General features: G+C 61.7%; 12 protein-coding genes and 4 pseudogenes. 2 read left to right on the forward strand and 14 right to left on the reverse strand.

Annotation, left to right across the window (positions count from 1 at the left end):
- Window positions 1-320: 320 nt before the first annotated feature.
- Window positions 321-3,065, forward strand: a complete 2,745-nt coding sequence (locus tag PFEN_RS12495) for a PAS domain S-box protein (RefSeq protein WP_191487141.1) — start codon at window positions 321-323, stop codon at window positions 3,063-3,065.
- Window positions 3,062-3,691 (forward strand): response regulator, encoded by a 630-nt coding sequence (locus tag PFEN_RS12500; protein ID WP_191487142.1) that lies wholly within the window; start codon window positions 3,062-3,064, stop codon window positions 3,689-3,691. Before PFEN_RS12495 ends, PFEN_RS12500 begins: the two co-directional genes overlap by 4 nt.
- 15 nt (window positions 3,692-3,706) lie before the next feature.
- Here the strand turns inward: PFEN_RS12500 and PFEN_RS12505 are convergent, their stop codons facing one another.
- The 14 genes and pseudogenes from PFEN_RS12505 to PFEN_RS12565 form a co-directional block, all read right to left on the reverse strand.
- On the reverse strand, window positions 3,707-4,783 hold the full coding sequence (locus PFEN_RS12505) for a protein-glutamate methylesterase/protein-glutamine glutaminase (protein WP_191487143.1): 1,077 nt from the start codon (window positions 4,781-4,783) through the stop codon (window positions 3,707-3,709).
- Complete coding sequence (locus PFEN_RS12510; RefSeq protein ID WP_191487144.1) at window positions 4,780-5,292, reverse strand: chemotaxis protein CheD; 513 nt, start codon at window positions 5,290-5,292, stop codon at window positions 4,780-4,782. The genes PFEN_RS12505 and PFEN_RS12510 overlap by 4 nt, the downstream gene beginning before the upstream one ends.
- 1 nt (window position 5,293) lies before the next feature.
- Window positions 5,294-6,097: a CheR family methyltransferase gene (locus PFEN_RS12515; RefSeq protein WP_191487145.1), complete on the reverse strand. Its 804-nt coding sequence runs from the start codon at window positions 6,095-6,097 to the stop codon at window positions 5,294-5,296.
- Window positions 6,094-6,621, reverse strand: a complete 528-nt coding sequence (locus tag PFEN_RS12520; protein WP_191487146.1) for a chemotaxis protein CheW — start codon at window positions 6,619-6,621, stop codon at window positions 6,094-6,096. The genes PFEN_RS12515 and PFEN_RS12520 overlap by 4 nt, the downstream gene beginning before the upstream one ends.
- Before the next feature lie 89 nt (window positions 6,622-6,710).
- Window positions 6,711-7,223 carry a chemotaxis protein CheW gene (locus PFEN_RS12525; RefSeq protein WP_191487147.1) on the reverse strand — a complete coding sequence of 171 codons (513 nt, stop codon included), beginning with the start codon at window positions 7,221-7,223 and terminating at the stop codon, window positions 6,711-6,713.
- Window positions 7,224-7,226: 3 nt separating this feature from the next.
- A pseudogene (locus tag PFEN_RS31445) lies at window positions 7,227-8,354 on the reverse strand (methyl-accepting chemotaxis protein); the annotation flags it as partial.
- A 33-nt stretch (window positions 8,355-8,387) separates the two neighbouring features.
- A pseudogene (locus tag PFEN_RS31450) lies at window positions 8,388-9,629 on the reverse strand (methyl-accepting chemotaxis protein); the annotation flags it as partial.
- Between the two features lie 23 nt (window positions 9,630-9,652).
- Entirely contained in the window at window positions 9,653-11,794 is a 2,142-nt protein-coding gene (locus PFEN_RS12535; RefSeq protein WP_224770953.1) for a chemotaxis protein CheA, read from the reverse strand.
- Window positions 11,795-11,798: 4 nt separating this feature from the next.
- Window positions 11,799-12,116 carry a lipid asymmetry maintenance protein MlaB gene (locus PFEN_RS12540; protein ID WP_191487149.1) on the reverse strand — a complete coding sequence of 106 codons (318 nt, stop codon included), beginning with the start codon at window positions 12,114-12,116 and terminating at the stop codon, window positions 11,799-11,801.
- Window positions 12,117-12,147: 31 nt separating this feature from the next.
- Window positions 12,148-12,516, reverse strand: coding sequence for a response regulator (locus PFEN_RS12545; protein ID WP_191487150.1), 369 nt, complete (start codon window positions 12,514-12,516; stop codon window positions 12,148-12,150).
- A gap of 12 nt (window positions 12,517-12,528) precedes the next feature.
- A pseudogene (locus PFEN_RS31455) lies at window positions 12,529-13,131 on the reverse strand (methyl-accepting chemotaxis protein); the annotation flags it as partial.
- 713 nt (window positions 13,132-13,844) lie between these two features.
- Window positions 13,845-15,109: pseudogene (locus PFEN_RS12555) on the reverse strand (HD-GYP domain-containing protein).
- Window positions 15,110-15,305: 196 nt separating this feature from the next.
- Window positions 15,306-15,560 (reverse strand): PIN domain-containing protein, encoded by a 255-nt coding sequence (locus PFEN_RS12560; protein ID WP_412071437.1) that lies wholly within the window; start codon window positions 15,558-15,560, stop codon window positions 15,306-15,308.
- 77 nt (window positions 15,561-15,637) lie between these two features.
- The gene (locus tag PFEN_RS12565; RefSeq protein ID WP_224770954.1) at window positions 15,638-15,871 is read right to left on the reverse strand and encodes a type II toxin-antitoxin system Phd/YefM family antitoxin; all 234 of its coding nucleotides are present in this window, start codon (window positions 15,869-15,871) and stop codon (window positions 15,638-15,640) included.
- Window positions 15,872-16,024: the final 153 nt, after the last annotated feature.

Below are 16,024 nucleotides of genomic sequence, written 5' to 3' on the forward strand. Positions count from 1 at the left end.
GAGCGCTGTCGATCTTGGCAAAAGCACAGCAGATCCATTCGCGCGGATGCCCCCTGCGAAGCTTAGCTACTTTCATCAAGAGACTCGACGACACACGATTAACTACATGACATCATATTGACATCAATCTGTTCATGTCTTAAACATTTGTCCAAACCGCCAGACGTCCTTCCGTCGGCAAACGGGCCGTGACGCAAGCGGCCGGCCCACCGGCCAGCATCAAGCTGGCGATGGGGGCGCCATGTCGCCAGAGCGAACAGGCGTTCATACTGACGGATGCTTGCGCTATGCTCCAGGCAGGATAATCGGGAGAAAGGCGAATGGATTCAGCTGTCACAGCAGGCGTCGCACCGACCCAAGGCGCTGACGAAACCGATGCACTGCCGCCAGCTCCCGCCGAGCAGGATTATCGCCTGGCCTTCAATTCCGCCGGCACCGGCCTGGCCTTGCTGCGCCTGAGCGGCGAATGGATTGCCGCGAACCGGATGCTCTGTCGGATGCTCGGCTACAGCGAAGAAGAGCTGCGCGGCACCTCGTTCCAGCAACTGACCCACCCGGACGACCTCCAGGCCGGCCGCGACGAAATCCCCAGGCTGATCCAGGGCCAGCGTTCGAGCCTGACCCTGGAAAAACGTTACCTGCGCAAGGACGGCAGCGTGCTGTGGGCACGCTTGACCATCGGCGTCGCCCGCGACCAGAAAGGCGAAGCCCTTTACTACGTGTCCCAGTTCGAGGACATCAGTGAGCACCTGGCCTTGCGCCAGGCGCTGCTGAGCAATGAACAGAAATACCGTTCCCTGGCACAGAACTCGCCCAATATCATCCTGCGCTACAACCGTCTCGGACAACGCATCTATGCCAACCCCGAGTTCGAACGCACCCGCGGTTTTCCCGACGTTCCCAGCATCGAACGCACGTCGTCCCAGGCCTCCCACGCTCTACCGATCGACGAGGAGTTCCGCGCGCAGTTGCAACACACCCTGTCCACCGGTATCCCCGCCACCCAACTGCTGGAAAGCAAGGACCCTTACTCCGGGCGCGCCGTGGCATTTCTCTGCAGCCTGACGGTGGAGCATGAGGACAGCGCCGATATCTCCGGGGTGCTGGTCATGGCCCAGAATGTCAGCTCGCTGCGCCAGCAAGAACGAGCAGAGAATGCACGCTCGGCGATTTTCCAGGTGATGATCACCGACGGTGCGCTACGCACCGTGCTGCCGCTGTTGAGCACCTACCTGGAGGTACTGACCCCGGAGTTTCACCATGCCATCGTCTTCAAGACCGAGCCCGGCAGCGACAATCCACCTCCACCGCCCGACGACCCGCAATCGATCCAGGCCTGCCTGGCCAAGGACCTGAACCACATTCCAGGGTTCTTCGAGCAACGCCGGCTGATCGACGACCTGAGGACCGATGCCGCGCACCTGAACTTCAGCACACCCGCCCTGCTGGCCGGTTATCGGGGCTGCTGGCTGGAGCCCGTGGTCAACAGCAGCGGCCAGGTACTGGGGGCCATCGTGCTGTTTACCAACGGCGAACACCCACTGCATGAACAAGACCGCAAGTATGCGCAGATGGCCAGCCATATCGGCTCCATCGCCTGGGAGCGTTGTTCCGCCCTGGACCACCTCGCGCAAAGCGAGCGTCGTTATCGCGAAATCTTCGATCACACCCAGGACATGCTCTGCCTGCTGGCCATCGATGCCGACCAGCGGTTCAGTTGCCTGGAGGCCAATCCGATGCTCTGCCAGATGCTCGCCAGGAATCATGCGGACTTGATCGGCCAGGCCCTGGAGCAATGGCTGCCGAGCGAAGCCGCGCAAGTGGTCGAGGCGATCTGCCAACACTGCATCGCGGTCGGTGCCCCCATCGAGCTCGATGCGCACCTGCCCTGCGGCGAGCGCTCGTTCTTTATCCATTTCAACCTGGTGCCGGTGGCCGACGCCAACGGCCGGCTGCACCGAATGGTGTGCATTGCCCGAGACATCACCGACCTGCGGGAAATCCAGCGTAACGAGCGGGCCCGCCAGCAAGAAATCGGCACCCTGGTGGAAAACTCACCGGATGGTATTGCGCGTTTGAGTCCGTCAGGCAAGCTGCTGTTCATCAATCCGGCGCTGGAACGCTGGCTGGACCGGCCCAAGGCCAGGTTGCTGCACAAACGCCTGCTGCAAATCCTGCCACGCAACCTGCAAAGCCAGCTGTTCCAGGAGGCGCTGCTCGAAGCGGTGGAAACCGGCCAGCCCCTGGAGCACGAGTATGTGCTCAGTGGCCAGCAACGCCAGCAACGGGTCTACCACATCAGCCTGGTTCCTGAACAAAACGTCCAGGGGCGCATCGGCACCGTACTGGCGGTGGTCCGCGATATTTCCAAACTGCGGGTGGCCGAGCAACGCCTGGCCGCGCTGAACAATCAACTCCGGCAACTGATGTCCAGCCGGGAAAGTGCCCGGGAAGAGGAGCGCAAGCTGATCGCCCAGGAAATTCATGACGAATTGGGGCAACACCTGACAGCGATCCGCATGGGCACTTCGCTGTTGCGCTTTCAGTACGGCGAGCAAGTACCGCAGCTCAGTGAACAGGTCACACGGCTGCTGCAACTGATCGATCAGACGGTCCAGGTGGTGCGGAACATCTCCACCAGCCTGCGCCCGTCGATCCTCAACATGGGGCTGGTGGCCGCCCTGGAGTGGCTGACCGATACGTTCAGGCAACAATGGGGCATTGCCTGCGACTTGCAGCTCCCCCGGCAGCCGGTACAACTGGAGGATGCCGCCGCTACCGCGGCGTTTCGGATCGCCCAGGAATCGCTGACCAATATCGCCCGTCATGCCGAGGCCAGCCACGTCAGCGTAACGCTCGAAAAAACCGCCAGTGGCTGGTCACTGGAGATCACCGACAACGGCAAGGGTTTCGAACAGCGGGGGTTGTCCGGCAAAACCCTCGGGCTGCTGGGCATGCGCGAACGCGGCCTGACCCTGGGGGGCACCACCCATATTTCCAGCAGGATCGGCGGCGGCACCAGCGTGCAGTTGAAGGTACCCGACTCAAGGAGGCACGACTCATGATCCGACTGATGGTGGCCGACGACCACAGAATAATGCGCGAAGGCCTCAAGCAGCTGTTTGCCCTGGTCAAGGATTTTTCCGTGGTGGCCGAGGCGGAAAACGGCGCCCAGGTCCTGGAGCTGTTGCGCCACACCGAAATCGACCTATTGCTGCTCGACATGACCATGCCCGGTAGCAGCGGCGAGGACCTGATCGGACGTATCCACGCCCATTATCCGAAGCTGCCGATCCTGATCCTGAGCATGCACAACGAAGCCCATATCGCCCAACGGGCACTCCGCGCCGGGGCCTCGGGCTACATGACCAAGGACCACGACCCGGAGACCCTGCTCGCCGCCATCCGCAAGGTCAGTGGTGGTGGTCGCTATCTTGACCCGGAACTGGCCGAACAGATCGCCCTGCAGAGCAGCGGCCTGTCTCCCGAAAGCCCGTCGCAAGCACTTTCAGCACGGGAATTCCAGATCCTGCGCATGTTGGCACAGGGCCTGAGCGTCAATCAGATCGCCGAGCAACTGGTGATCAGCAACAAGACCGTAAGCACCCACAAGACCCGCTTGATGGAGAAGATGTGCTTCACCACCAGCACCGACCTGGTGCGTTATGCCCTCAACCAGGGACTGCTCTGAGCCGGCTCCGCGGCCTCAGCGAGCGTGCCCGCAGATACCGAGGATCGCCCCGGCGATCTGCTCCAGCGGCAACTCCCGCTCCACCGCCCCCAGCTTGAACGCCTCCCGCGGCATGCCGTAAACCACGCAAGAGGCCTCGTCCTGGCCGAGGGTCCTGGCACCGGCATCGCGCATCTCCTTCAACCCCCGGGCACCGTCATCGCCCATCCCGGTCATGATGATGCCCAGCGCATTGCTGCCGGCACCCCGCGCGACCGAGCGGAACAGCACATCGACCGAAGGCCGGTGCCGGCTGACGGGCGGACCTTCGACGATATCCACCTGATACTGCGCACCATTGCGCTTGAGCAGCATGTGCTGGCCTCCCGGGGCGATCAAGGCGCGCCCCGGCATCACCCGGTCGCCGTGTCGGGCCTCACGGACTTCGATCTCGCAGACCTGATTGAGGCGTTCGGCAAAGGCGGCGGTAAATTTTTCCGGCATGTGCTGGACGATGACAATACCCGGGCAAACCCGCGGCAACACCCGCAGCACCTGCTCCAGGGCCTGGGTGCCACCGGTGGAAGTGCCCAGGGCAACAATGCTCTCGGTGGTGCGTAGCATGGCCGTGCTGCCCGCTGGCAGGATGGCATCAGCGGTGAGCTTGGGCGCCACTGCGGCAACGCCCTGGGAGCCCAGGACCCGTTTCATATTGGCCCTGGCTGCGGCCTTGACCGCATGTATCAGCTCATCGGCACTCTCGCTCAGGAACTGGCGCAGGTTGGATTGGGGTTTGGTGACGATACTCACCGCCCCCGCCGCCAGGGCCTGCAAGGTGGTCTTGGCGCCCTTCTCGGTCAGGGTCGAGCAAATCACCACCGGTGTCGGACGTTCGGCCATGAGCTTTTTCAGGAAGGTGATACCGTCCATGCGCGGCATCTCCACGTCCAGCACGATCACATCCGGCCACTGCTTGCTCATCTTTTCCATGGCGAACACCGGATCGGCCGCGACACCGATGATTTCAATACCACTGGCCTGGCCCAGGGTCGCGCTCAATACCTGACGTACCACCGCCGAGTCGTCGACAATCAATACCTTGATATCCGTCATCTTGCGCGGCTCCTCGGGGGCTCGACCCGACCTGCGGCCGAGTCGGTATGGTTGAGTTGCAGGCTCCCGCTGGCGACATCGAACACCAGGCTGCGATAGCCCTGGCCGCCCACGTGATACACGTCGCAACGCAGGCCATGGGCCTTGATCAAACGCCGGGCGGCATGCACATTCAGCTCGCCGATGCCGACCCCGCCATGCCGCCGGGCACTGGGAAACATGTCGCCGCCACCAAAGACGCTGACGACGAACTGCTCGGGCCGCGCCTCGGCCTGGCGGATGAAGGTGAACAACAGCGCCAGCGCGTCGGCGGCGTAACGACCATTGAGGTCGCCCGAATCCCGCCCGTGACGCAACGGCAACATGTAATGACACATTCCCCCCAGCAACCGCTGCGGATGCCAGAGCACCAGCGCCACGCAGGACCCCAGCAAGGTACGCAAGCGCAGTTGCCGGCCGCCAAAGACCACTTCGCCCGGCTGCAGGAAATGCTCCACCACTCCAGACATCTCAGACCGCGGGCTTGCGGTAGATTGACGGTTTGACCAACTGCACATCATCGGTAATTCCATTCAGGCTCTCCGAATGGCTAATGACGAAGTAACCACCGGGCTTGAGGTGCTTGAGCAAACGCTGCACCACCTGGGACTTGGTCTGGTTGTCGAAATAGATCATCACGTTGCGCAGGAAAATCACATCGAACTGACCCACCGCCGGTATCGGGTTGTTCAGGTTGATCGGACTGAACTCGATCCGCGACGCCAGTCCCGGATCGACCATGAAAATCCCGGAGTTGCTGCCGACGCCTTTGAGGCAGTACTTGTTCAACAGCGCCTCGGGGATGCCCTTGATGGCATCCAGCGGATAGCGTCCGGTACGGGCCTTGTCGAGCACGCGCGAGCTGATATCCGAAGCAACGATCTCCCACGGCCGCGTGCCCAGGCTGTCGGCCAGGACCATGGCCAGGGTGTAGGGTTCTTCACCCGTGGAACAGGCGCCACTCCAGACCCGCACCGCGCCATGGCCGCGCAACTCGGGGAGAATCGTCTCCTTGAGAAATTCGAAATGCCGCGGCTCGCGAAAAAAATAGGTCTCGTTGGTGGTCAACAGATCCACGGCCATCTGCAGCTCGGCCTTGTCCTTCATCAGCAGGCGATAATAGCTGCCATAGTTGGTCAGTTTGAAAAACTGCAGGCGCTTGGCCAGGCGACCGCTGATCAATTGCTTCTTCGCGTCGGACATGCTGATGCCGGCGATCTCACGAATCATCGTGCGAAACTGCTGGAACTCATTGTCCGAGAGAATCACATTCATGAGGCCAGTCCTTGTGCCAGCGCACCCTGGGGTTGCAACGCCGACCAGTCGTCGGCGCTGAGAATCTGCTCGATGTCCAGCAGCAGGACAAAGCCGCTGTTGAGCTTGCCAATGCCCAATATGAACGCCGGGCTGAGGCGGCCATTGAGGGCCGGTGCGGGCTCGATCTGATCCGCGGTGATCTCCAGCACCTCGCTGACCGCATCGACAATGATGCCCACCAGACCGGAGCTGCCCGCCCCGCGGGTTTCCAGCATGACGATGCAGGTGCGCGGACTCTGCTGCGTCAGGCTGCCGCCAAAACGCAGTCCCAGATCCAGCACCGGAATCGCCGCGCCACGCAGGTTGGTCACCCCACGGATGCTCGGCGGCGCCAGCGGCAGCGCGGTGATCGGGCCATACTCGACAATCTCCCGGACACTCAAGGTATCGACGGCAAACATCTCCTGCCCCAGGCTGAATGTCAGGTATTGGGTCGGTACCGCCTCCCGTGGCGGTCGCAGAAGCGTAATGGATTCAGACATGGCTCACTCCCCGGGGCCGGCCGTGAACGGCCGTTCCCTTCTCAAGATTGGACAGAGGCACCCGCTTGCCCGGTGCCCGACAACAGCACTCAGTGCAGTTGGCCGGCGATTTCGCTGACGCAGAGCACCTGGTCGACTTGCAGCAAGGTCAGGAACTCTCCCCGGACCCTGACCATGCCGCGAATGAAATCCCCGCGGATCCGGTTGCCAATCACCGGGGCCGGCTTGATGTCGGCCAAGTCGATCTCGATCACTTCGCTGACCGAGTCGACGACGATACCCAGCACCTGCGAATCGCCATCCTGGAACACCTCAAGGATCACGATGCAGGTGCGAATGCCCTGTTGCGTGGTGCCTCTGCTGAAGCGCGCCTGCAGATCGATCACCGGTACCACCGAGCCGCGCAGGTTGATCACCCCGCGGATAAAGTCCGGCATCATCGGCACCTGGGTGACCTGGCCGTACTCGATGATCTCGCGCACGCACAAGGTATCGATGGCGTAGGTCTCCCTGGCCGAGGTGAACGTCAGGAACTGTGAGGGCTCGCCCTCTCCCGGGTTCCGCGCCCCCGGTTCGAGGACGCTGGTGGCTGTTGGGTTCATGACTCAACTCCCGAAACGAATGAAACCGCCCTCATGGGCATGCTCGCTGCCCTGCATGCCCTTCTGGCTGGAAGGGGCAACACGCAGCACCGATGCGGAAGCGGTACCGCCCTGCAAGGTGAAAAAGCCCATCAGTTCCTGCAACTGCTCGGCCTGACTGCTCATTTCCTCGGCGGTAGCCGCCAACTCCTCGGAAGCCGAGGCGTTCTGCTGGGTAATCTGGCTCATCTGCGACATGGCGCCATTGATCTGTTCGGAGCCAATCGACTGTTCCTCGGAAGCGGCGGCAATTTCCTGGACCAGGTCGGAGGTCTTGGTGATCGAGGGCACGATTTCATCCAGCAGGCTGCCGGCACGCTCGGCCAGGGCGACACTGTTCTTCGCCACTTGACCGATCTCCTGGGCCGCGATCTGGCTCCGTTCCGCCAGCTTGCGCACTTCCGCCGCGACCACGGCAAAGCCCTTGCCATGCTCGCCGGCACGGGCCGCTTCAATCGCCGCGTTGAGCGCCAGCAGGTTGGTCTGATAGGCAATCGAGTCAACGATACCGATCTTCTCGGCAATGGTTTTCATCGCCGAAACCGTGTCTTTCACCGCCTGCCCACCTTCGCTGGCTTCCTGGGTGGCCTTGCCCGCCATGCCGTCGGTGACTTTGGCGTTCTCGGTGTTCTGGGCGATCGACGCCGACATCTGCTCCAGCGACGCCGAGGTTTCCTCGACCGACGCGGCCTGCATCGAGGCCGACTGGCTGATGCTCTGCGCGGTGGCGGAAATCTCTTCCGAAGCGCTGGACAGCGAATCGGCGGAACTGCGTACTTCACCGATGATTTGCGAGAGCTTGCTGACCGTCTCGTTGACCGAGTTTTTCAAGTCTTGCAGGCTGCCCTGGTAGTGCCCCTTGACGCTGCGGGTCAAGTCGCCGCTGGACAGCGCCGCCATGACTTCCATCGCCTCGCTCAGCGGGGCGACGATCGAGTCCAGGGTGCTATTGATCCCCTCGACAATGCGGCGGAAGTCGCCCTGGTGCCGGGTGCTGTCGGCGCGGGTATCGAGTTTGCCGACCACGGCATCCTCGCTCAGCCGGCGGGTGTCTTCGATCAGGGCCTGGATATTGCGGCGCAACTGCTCGATGTTGTCGTTGATAAAGGCTTTCTTGCCGGGGAAGCGGGCCAGGGGCGCCGACAGGTCACCTTCGCCGAACGCACGGATACAGGCCATGGCTTGTTTCTTCACGCTGATGTGGCCATTGACCATGTCATTGATGCCCTGGGCGATCTGACGGTACGAGCCCTGGAATTTCTGTGCATCGATCTGCACATCGATGTCGCCTTTCTCATGCTCCTCCGACATCCGACGCATCTCTGCGATCAAGGCCATGATCGTGCTGCGCAGATGTTCGATGGTGACATTGATAAAGGCTTTCTTACCGGGGAAAGCCTGGAGCGGAGCGTCCAGGTCGCCCTCGCTGATCGATTTGATGCAGGCCATGGCTTGTTTCTTCACGCTGATATGGCCGTTGACCATATTGTTGATCCCTTGCGCCATCAGCCCGTAGCTTCCGGCGAAACGGCCGGCCTCGATCTGCACCTCGATATCGCCTTTATCATGCTCGACGGACATGTGGTTCATTTCCGTGACCAGTTGGTTCAGGGTACCGCTCAGTTGTTGCATGGAACCCAGCAGACCCGACCGTACAACACCATTACCACTGGTCACGGTTTCCAGTTGACCGGCAACCAGGTGCTCGGTCAGGACCCGGACTTCATCTGGCTCGCCGCCCAGGGTACGCAACAGACCACGCGCCAGGAAAAAGCCCAACAGGATGGTGACCAGTAAAGTCACACCCCCCACCAGGATCACGGTGTACAACGCTGCCTGCTCAGTCCCGGTCGCGGCTTGGGCCGCCTTGCCACCCAGTTCCAGGTTGTACTGACGCATATCGCCCAAGGCCACCGCAACCTTATCCCGCGCCGCTTCGCTGTCGAACAACAGGCCGCGCGCCGCCGCCTGATCGCCGCTTTTGAGCAGGCTGTCGAAACGTTCCAGGCTACGGTTGTAGTCATCGATGCGAGCGCGCAGGCTATTGAGCAACGCCGCGTCGTGATCATCAGAGATCAACTCTTTCTGATAGCGATCCAGCGCCTGTGCCACCGCCGCCTGGGCCTTGCCGGTCAGCGCCGGGCGGTTGTCGAGCGACGCGGAAAGGCTTTGCCACTGCAGATTGCGGCTGTCGGCCAGGGTCTCGGCCACCTGGTCGAGCAAGACAATGCTGGGAACCGTATTGACCTGGGCGTAGCCGGCCATGGTTCGGACCCCGCCCATCAGGTGGAGACTGACAGTGCCCAGGATCAGGATGCCCAACAGGGCGGACGCGACCAACAGCGAGATATTCTTTTTGACGGTCATGATGCTGCACTCCAGGGTGAAAACTATTGAGTCAGTTCAGGGCTGAGAGTCGCGCCGTGCTTCTGCTGGCTGGCGACTTGCCCGAGTAGTTTGGGAATATCCAGGATCAGCGCCACCGCGCCGCTCCCCAAAATGGTGAAACCACCCAATCCATGGGCCGTGCCGAACAACTTGCCCAGTGGTTTGATCACCGTCTGGAACTCGCCCAGCAACTGATCGACCACAAGCCCCACCCGGACGCCGGCGTAATGCACCACCACGATGTTTTCACGGCCATGGTTCGGCTCGTCGATGGCGAACATTTCCCGTAGCCGCAGGACCGGCAGTACCGAGCCCCTGAGGTCCAGATAGTCTTGATCGTTGCGATCATCGGCGCTCAGCTCGATGCACTCCTCGACCATATCCAGGGGCACCACATAAGAGGCTTTGCCGACCCCGATGAGAAAGCCATCGATGATCGCCAGGGTCAGTGGCAGACGGATGCGTACCGTGGTGCCGACGCCCTCCTCGCTTTCCAGGTTGACGCTGCCGCGCAGCGCAATGATGTTGCGCTTCACCACGTCCATGCCGACGCCCCGGCCGGACAAGCTGCTGACCTGTTCGGCGGTGGAGAAACCCGGTTCGAAGATCAGGTTGAGAATGTCCTTGTCCGCCAGCACCTGCCCCTCGGCCAGCAAACCCCGCTCCCGGGCCTTGGCCAGAATCCGCTGCTTGTTCAGGCCCCCCCCGTCGTCGGAGACTTCGATGACAATGCTGCTGGCTTCGTGATAAGCGTTGAGGCGAACGGTGCCCTGCGCGGGTTTACCCCGCTCGCGGCGCAATTGCAGGGCTTCAATGCCGTGATCCATGGCGTTGCGCACCAGGTGGGTCAAGGGATCGCCAATGCGCTCGACCACGGTCTTGTCCAATTCGGTTTCCGCGCCGTTGACCTGCAGGACGATGTCCTTGCCCAGCTCCTTGGAGACATCGCGAACCACTCGTTGGAAACGGTTGAAGGTCGCGCCGATCTGCACCATGCGCAGGGTCAGGGCGCTGTCGCGCACCTCCTCGACCAGGCGCGACAGTGAACTGGCGGCCTCGATCATCTCGCCGATACCGCTGCGCACCGCCACCAGGTTGGCGCCGGCACCGGCGATGATCAGCTCGCCCACCAGGTTGATCAGTTGATCCAGCTTGCCGGCATCGACGCGAATCAGGTTGCCCTCGACCGCGCGTGCATCCCTGGGGGCCTTGGCTCTGGACAGCCCGTCACCTTGAGGGCTCGACTGATCCAGCACGCTCTCGGGGGCCGGCTCCGGCGCTTGAGTTGCCAACCGCCAGTCCTCGCGGGTCAGCGAACCACAGGCGATGAACGCCTCCAGCAACACCTCCGGGTCACCACCCAGGCGCCCGATCAGCGCCTGGAAGTCCGCGGCTTGACGCTCTGGCGGCAGCACGCAGATCTGGCTGTCTTCGCGAACGAAGTCGAAAGCGCTCTCGATGGTCGCCTGATCGGCCTCACTGAGAAAACCCAACTCGAAACCCAGGTAGCAGCTTTCGGGGTCCATTGCCGCGACTTCGGGCAGGCCGTCGGTCATGCAGACCACCCCGGTGATCTGCCCGAAACTCTTGAGGTAGCGCAGAAAAGACAAGGGATCCATGCCATTGCGCAGCACATCGGCACCGAAACGCAGCGACAGGTGCCAATGGCGCAAGCCAGCCGCCGAGTCGGACGCAGGCGGGGCCACGAGTGTCCCGGGCTCCGGCGCCAGGGACGCCTCCAGATAATGATTGAGCCGTGCCACCAGCGCGCTGCCCTGCCGTTCGTGATCGGCGGTGAGACCTTGCAGGTCGCCATGGCGGGCCAGCAGCTCGATCAGTTCGCCCAGGTGGTCGCGAACCTGCAGGAACAAGGCACTGAGTGCCTCATCCACCCGCAGCTCATTACCGCGGACCCGATCCAGCACGCTTTCCGCCACATGGGTGAAGGCGACGATGGGGGTCAGGCCGAACAGGCCGGCGGACCCTTTGATGGTGTGGGCCACGCGAAACAACGCGTTGATGGTGTCGACGTCGTCGGGGACCTGCTCGATCTGCAGCAGCGCATCCTCCATCAACAACAACAGCTCCTGGCTTTCGGCGATAAAGGTCTGCAGCACATCGTCCAGGTTCATCGGCGGGGTCATGGCGTCAGCCTCTCTGCGCATGAGCAACAAGCGGCTCGGCGAAATAGTGGTGCAAGCCGCTCAAATCAAAAGCCTGGAGTACCGCGGCACTGTGATTGCTCAGGATCAGGGTACGGCCCTGGCGGATCGACTCCTGCTTGGCCAGTACCAGTAATTGCAGGCCGGCGGTATCCAGTTCGTCGACACTGCCCAGGTCCATCTCCACCTCTTGCGCCAGGGGAAACAGCTCCAGCAGCAGATCCCGACGCTCGGTGGCGGTGTAGATGGTCAGCGGTCCCTCAAGGACCAGGATCCGACGCAGGCAGGGCATGGTGTGTGACATGACAATCTCCTTTCCAGGGTTCCCTGGACGGTTACGGCATGATCAATTTGGACACGGCGCTGAGCATCTGCGCGGGCTGGAAGGGCTTGACCATCCAGGCTTTCGCGCCAATGGCCTGGCCCTGTTGTTTCATCGACTCCGACGCTTCGGTGGTGAGCATGATGACCGGCGTGAACTTGTAGGCCGGCATCTGCTTGGCGGCCTTGACGAAGCTGAGGCCGTCCATGTTCGGCATATTCACGTCGCTGACGATCAGGTGGATCTTGCGACCGTCAAGCTTGCTCAGGGCATCTCTGCCGTCACAGCCTTCGATCACGTCGTAACCGGCGCCCTTGAGGGTGATGCTGACCACCTGGCGAATGGAGGCGGAGTCATCGACGATCAGGATGGTTTTGTTCATGGGGGATGCTCCCTAGAAAAAGGTGATGTCGGATGAAGCACTGCCAGCCAGGGACTTGCCGTGATGAATCGCGTGCTGCTCTGGCATGGTGTAGGTGCTGGCCAGTTGCTCGAGCCAGTCATGGGCGCCGATCAGCGGCGGCATGACGCCGGCCTGGCTGAGCTGTTGACGTTCGTTCATGTGTGCATGCAGCTTGCCGAGGTCCTTGTTGACCAGGCTGAGCATCTGGCTGACCCGGTCCTGGAACTGCAGGGCCACCAGTACGTCGGCGATTTCGCTGGCGACGTTTTCGCTCTGCTGCTGCAAGCTGCTGCTGGTGTCGACAATGGCCTGGGCGTTGTGCCGAAAATGCTCGATCACCTGGGACACCAGTTGTTCGGAATGGCTCAGGGTCTGCGCGTCCTGCTGCGCCTGATGCCGGGACAGCTCGACTGTCCGGGAGATCGCCGCATTGACCGTGTTCACCGTCTCGCTGATTTTCAGGCCGGTGTCGCCGGACAGACTGGACAGCTTGCGCACTTCATCCGCCACCACCGCGAAACCGCGACCGGCGTCACCGGCGCGAGCCGCCTCGATGGCCGCGTTCAGCGCCAGCAGATTGGTCTGGCTGGCGATGTCACCGACGAATTTGGCCATTTCCTGCAGTTGGGAGGTGAAGTCGGACAGCATCAGGACCTCCTTGAGCTCCGACTCCTTGCGTAACAGGGCACTGCGTAGCGCAACCATGATCGCGTCGAGGTCACGTTGACCGACTTCGAGGATCTCCACCAACCGGGCCCCGGAAGTCTGCCCGGCGCCCCTGGAGGCGGAGGCACTGATATCGCCCGACAAGGTGGCGAAACGATTACTGAGGTTGAGAATCGACTCTTCGCTGAGGCTACGGGCCGCGTCGATCTGGCGGCACCAGATCGGCAGAACCTGGCTGCAGACCTCGCCCAAGCCCTCATCCGGAGATACCGCCGCAGGCCGGCGCAATTGCTCGAGTTCCTGTTCCTGGCGGCGTTGTCCGGCGCTCAGGGCACGCAAGGCAACAGTGCCGATCAACAAGGAGCCCAACAGCACCGCGGCACAACTGCCCATGGCCAGAACGGTCAGGCCCGTGCCGAGCAGGATCGCCAGGCAACCGAGCGCGCCACTCAAGACTGCTGGCAGCAACGTCAGGTTCACGGGGGAAGCAAGCGTCTGTCCTTTCACCTTCGTCTCTCCAGATCAGGGCGGATCAGAAAAACCAGAGGAGCGGTCATGCATCGGCAAAAGCGCTGGGCTGGTATTTCGTCGGTCTGGAGAAAGAATGGCCCAACGACATCAACGCAACTATCGGAGCATCCCTATTTGCAACTAGGACTTGCAGGACGGCAACTAGGAAAATCCCTACAAACGCCCTCCGTCCAAAGCGTCTCGAGATGGTTGAAACCCCAATTTTTCTCCAACTCCAGGCCGACGATCGCGTCCTGCCCGCTGGCCAGGTCCACCAGTTCCTGGGCCACCGGCATGCCGCGCGCTATCGAGTAGAAAACCTTGACCTTGGGGATCAGCAAGGAGTCGGCGTTCTGTTCCATGACAATGGCCAGGCGCTCGCTGCGAAGGCGCACCAGTGCCCCCACCGGATAGATCCCGACGCATTTGACAAAGGCGTAAAGCACCTTCTGATCGAAGTGCCCCTCCCATCCGGCCATCCGGTGAATCGACTCGGCCGCCCCCCAGTGGCGGCGATAGGGGCGGTCCGAGGTAATGGCGTCATAGACATCGCAGACCGCGGCCATTCGCGCGAACAGGCTGATCTGGCTGCCACGCAGCTTGTGCGGATAACCACTGCCATCGATTTTCTCGTGGTGATGCAGGCAAACGTCCAGTACCCGCAAACTGAAGTACTGGTGGTCGAGCAACGTTGCCCCGGCCTCCGGGTGTGAGCAGATCGTCTCGAACTCGACTTCAGTCAGCGCCGATGGTTTGTTGAGGATCGTCTCCGGTATGGTCATCTTGCCGATGTCGTGGAGCAGGCCGGCGAGCCCGGCATCCTGTACCAGCAGCGGCGGCAGGCCCAACTGGCGGGCCAGGCCGATCATCAATCCACAAACCGCCACCGAATGCATGTAGGTGTATTCATCGGCGGTCTTGAGGCGCGCCAGATTGATCAGGGCGTCCGGATGACGCATCAGGGAATCGGAGATCTCCCGCACCATGTCGGCCACGTGATCCACCTGGATGACCCGGCCCATGCGCAGATCGCCAAACATCTCGATGACCGCGGCCTTGGACCTGGCGCAGACGTTGGCGGCGCGGACCAGTTCGTCGCTCATCGTCACCCGGGCGCGGGAGGGCTTGGCCGGGGGAGGACGGGCGCTATTGGCACGACAGGAGCGACAACCGGCCCTTCGCAGAGAAGCTCATCCTGCACCACAACCGGCGTATCGAGCCCCTTGGCGGGATCGATCCAGACATGGGTAATGGATGAGTCCCGAACTTTCGCCAGGGTCTGTTCATCCTCAAGCAGAAAGCTCTTTTTCCAGAACGGGTGATCGATCCAGGGACCACACAGTTCCTGGATATACATACCGACGCTCAGATCAGCGACGAAGACTTTTTTCAGCACGATTGAGCCCCTTTTCAGGTAGCGACAAGCCCTCGCTGAATGTTCCGCTACGCCCCCGTCTATCGAGCCGGCAAGCGATGGAACATGACGGGAAACCTGACTGGCATGAAAAAATATCACCGCATGCGGGTATGCCTCGCCATCGGAGTATCCCTATTTCAGGGTAGGGATAATGGGGAACCGGGTAGGAAAATCCCTAAGCCCGCAGGCTAAGGTCAACGGCTGCCAGCGTGCCGAACAGGGGGTGGGTAACGACCGACATCCCGTGGACGAGGGCCGTGGCTGCAATCAATGCATCCCGCTCAGCACGGGGGGCGGGTACATGCAGTCGAGCACAGCGCAGTACCACAGCGGTATCGACCGCCAGAATGCGCCCGGAAAAACCGGGGATCACATGCTGATCCAGCCACGTCCGTAGAAGGTCTCCCTGGGCCGTATCCCGTCGCTCCATCTGAAGCACACCACCATCTGCCGTGCCCGATTTCGCCTTGCGCAGCTCGGAAACCACGTTGGTATCGAGAATAAACATCAGGAAAGATCAGCAGGTCGCTGATGGATGACAGCACGCGGCGGATCGAATGCAATATCTTCAACACCGGGCATCGCCAGAACATCAATGATGCTGGTATTACCGCCAGCCAAGCGCTGGTATTCCTCAACGGAAAGCAGAACATGCGCAGGCTTGCCACGCACGGTGGCCTGGGTGAAACAGGCAATACCGGCGCCGGCCTCAGCGGCTTGAAACAGAGCGACGTTGCCCATGATGAAGTTCCTTTTTTGGGGGGTGGCTAACTGGATCTCAGCTTAAGGAGCCGCTCCTGTAGCAACAACGCACCCATCAGAACAATATTTGTTTGCTAATGGCACAGATGAATCGAGCAACCCGCGCACTCAATGCTCTCGGTGCCGCGTCGG

The organism is Pseudomonas sp. FEN, assembly GCF_904067045.1.
Taxonomy (GTDB): domain Bacteria; phylum Pseudomonadota; class Gammaproteobacteria; order Pseudomonadales; family Pseudomonadaceae; genus Aquipseudomonas.

Excerpts from the sequence above, each read along its gene's own strand:
- PFEN_RS12565 (WP_224770954.1), bottom strand. The coding sequence starts at position 15,871 with ATGGGCAACGTCGCTCTGTTTCAAGCCGCTGAGGCCGGCGCCGGTATT.
- PFEN_RS12495 (WP_191487141.1), top strand. The coding sequence starts at position 321 with ATGGATTCAGCTGTCACAGCAGGCGTCGCACCGACCCAAGGCGCTGAC.
- PFEN_RS12535 (WP_224770953.1), bottom strand. The coding sequence starts at position 11,794 with ATGACCCCGCCGATGAACCTGGACGATGTGCTGCAGACCTTTATCGCC.
- PFEN_RS12560 (WP_412071437.1), bottom strand. The coding sequence starts at position 15,560 with ATGGAGCGACGGGATACGGCCCAGGGAGACCTTCTACGGACGTGGCTG.
- PFEN_RS12510 (WP_191487144.1), bottom strand. The coding sequence starts at position 5,292 with ATGTCTGGAGTGGTGGAGCATTTCCTGCAGCCGGGCGAAGTGGTCTTT.
- PFEN_RS12500 (WP_191487142.1), top strand. The coding sequence starts at position 3,062 with ATGATCCGACTGATGGTGGCCGACGACCACAGAATAATGCGCGAAGGC.
- PFEN_RS12515 (WP_191487145.1), bottom strand. The coding sequence starts at position 6,097 with ATGAATGTGATTCTCTCGGACAATGAGTTCCAGCAGTTTCGCACGATG.
- PFEN_RS12525 (WP_191487147.1), bottom strand. The coding sequence starts at position 7,223 with ATGAACCCAACAGCCACCAGCGTCCTCGAACCGGGGGCGCGGAACCCG.
- PFEN_RS12545 (WP_191487150.1), bottom strand. The coding sequence starts at position 12,516 with ATGAACAAAACCATCCTGATCGTCGATGACTCCGCCTCCATTCGCCAG.
- PFEN_RS12540 (WP_191487149.1), bottom strand. The coding sequence starts at position 12,116 with ATGTCACACACCATGCCCTGCCTGCGTCGGATCCTGGTCCTTGAGGGA.
- PFEN_RS12520 (WP_191487146.1), bottom strand. The coding sequence starts at position 6,621 with ATGTCTGAATCCATTACGCTTCTGCGACCGCCACGGGAGGCGGTACCG.
- PFEN_RS12505 (WP_191487143.1), bottom strand. The coding sequence starts at position 4,783 with ATGACGGATATCAAGGTATTGATTGTCGACGACTCGGCGGTGGTACGT.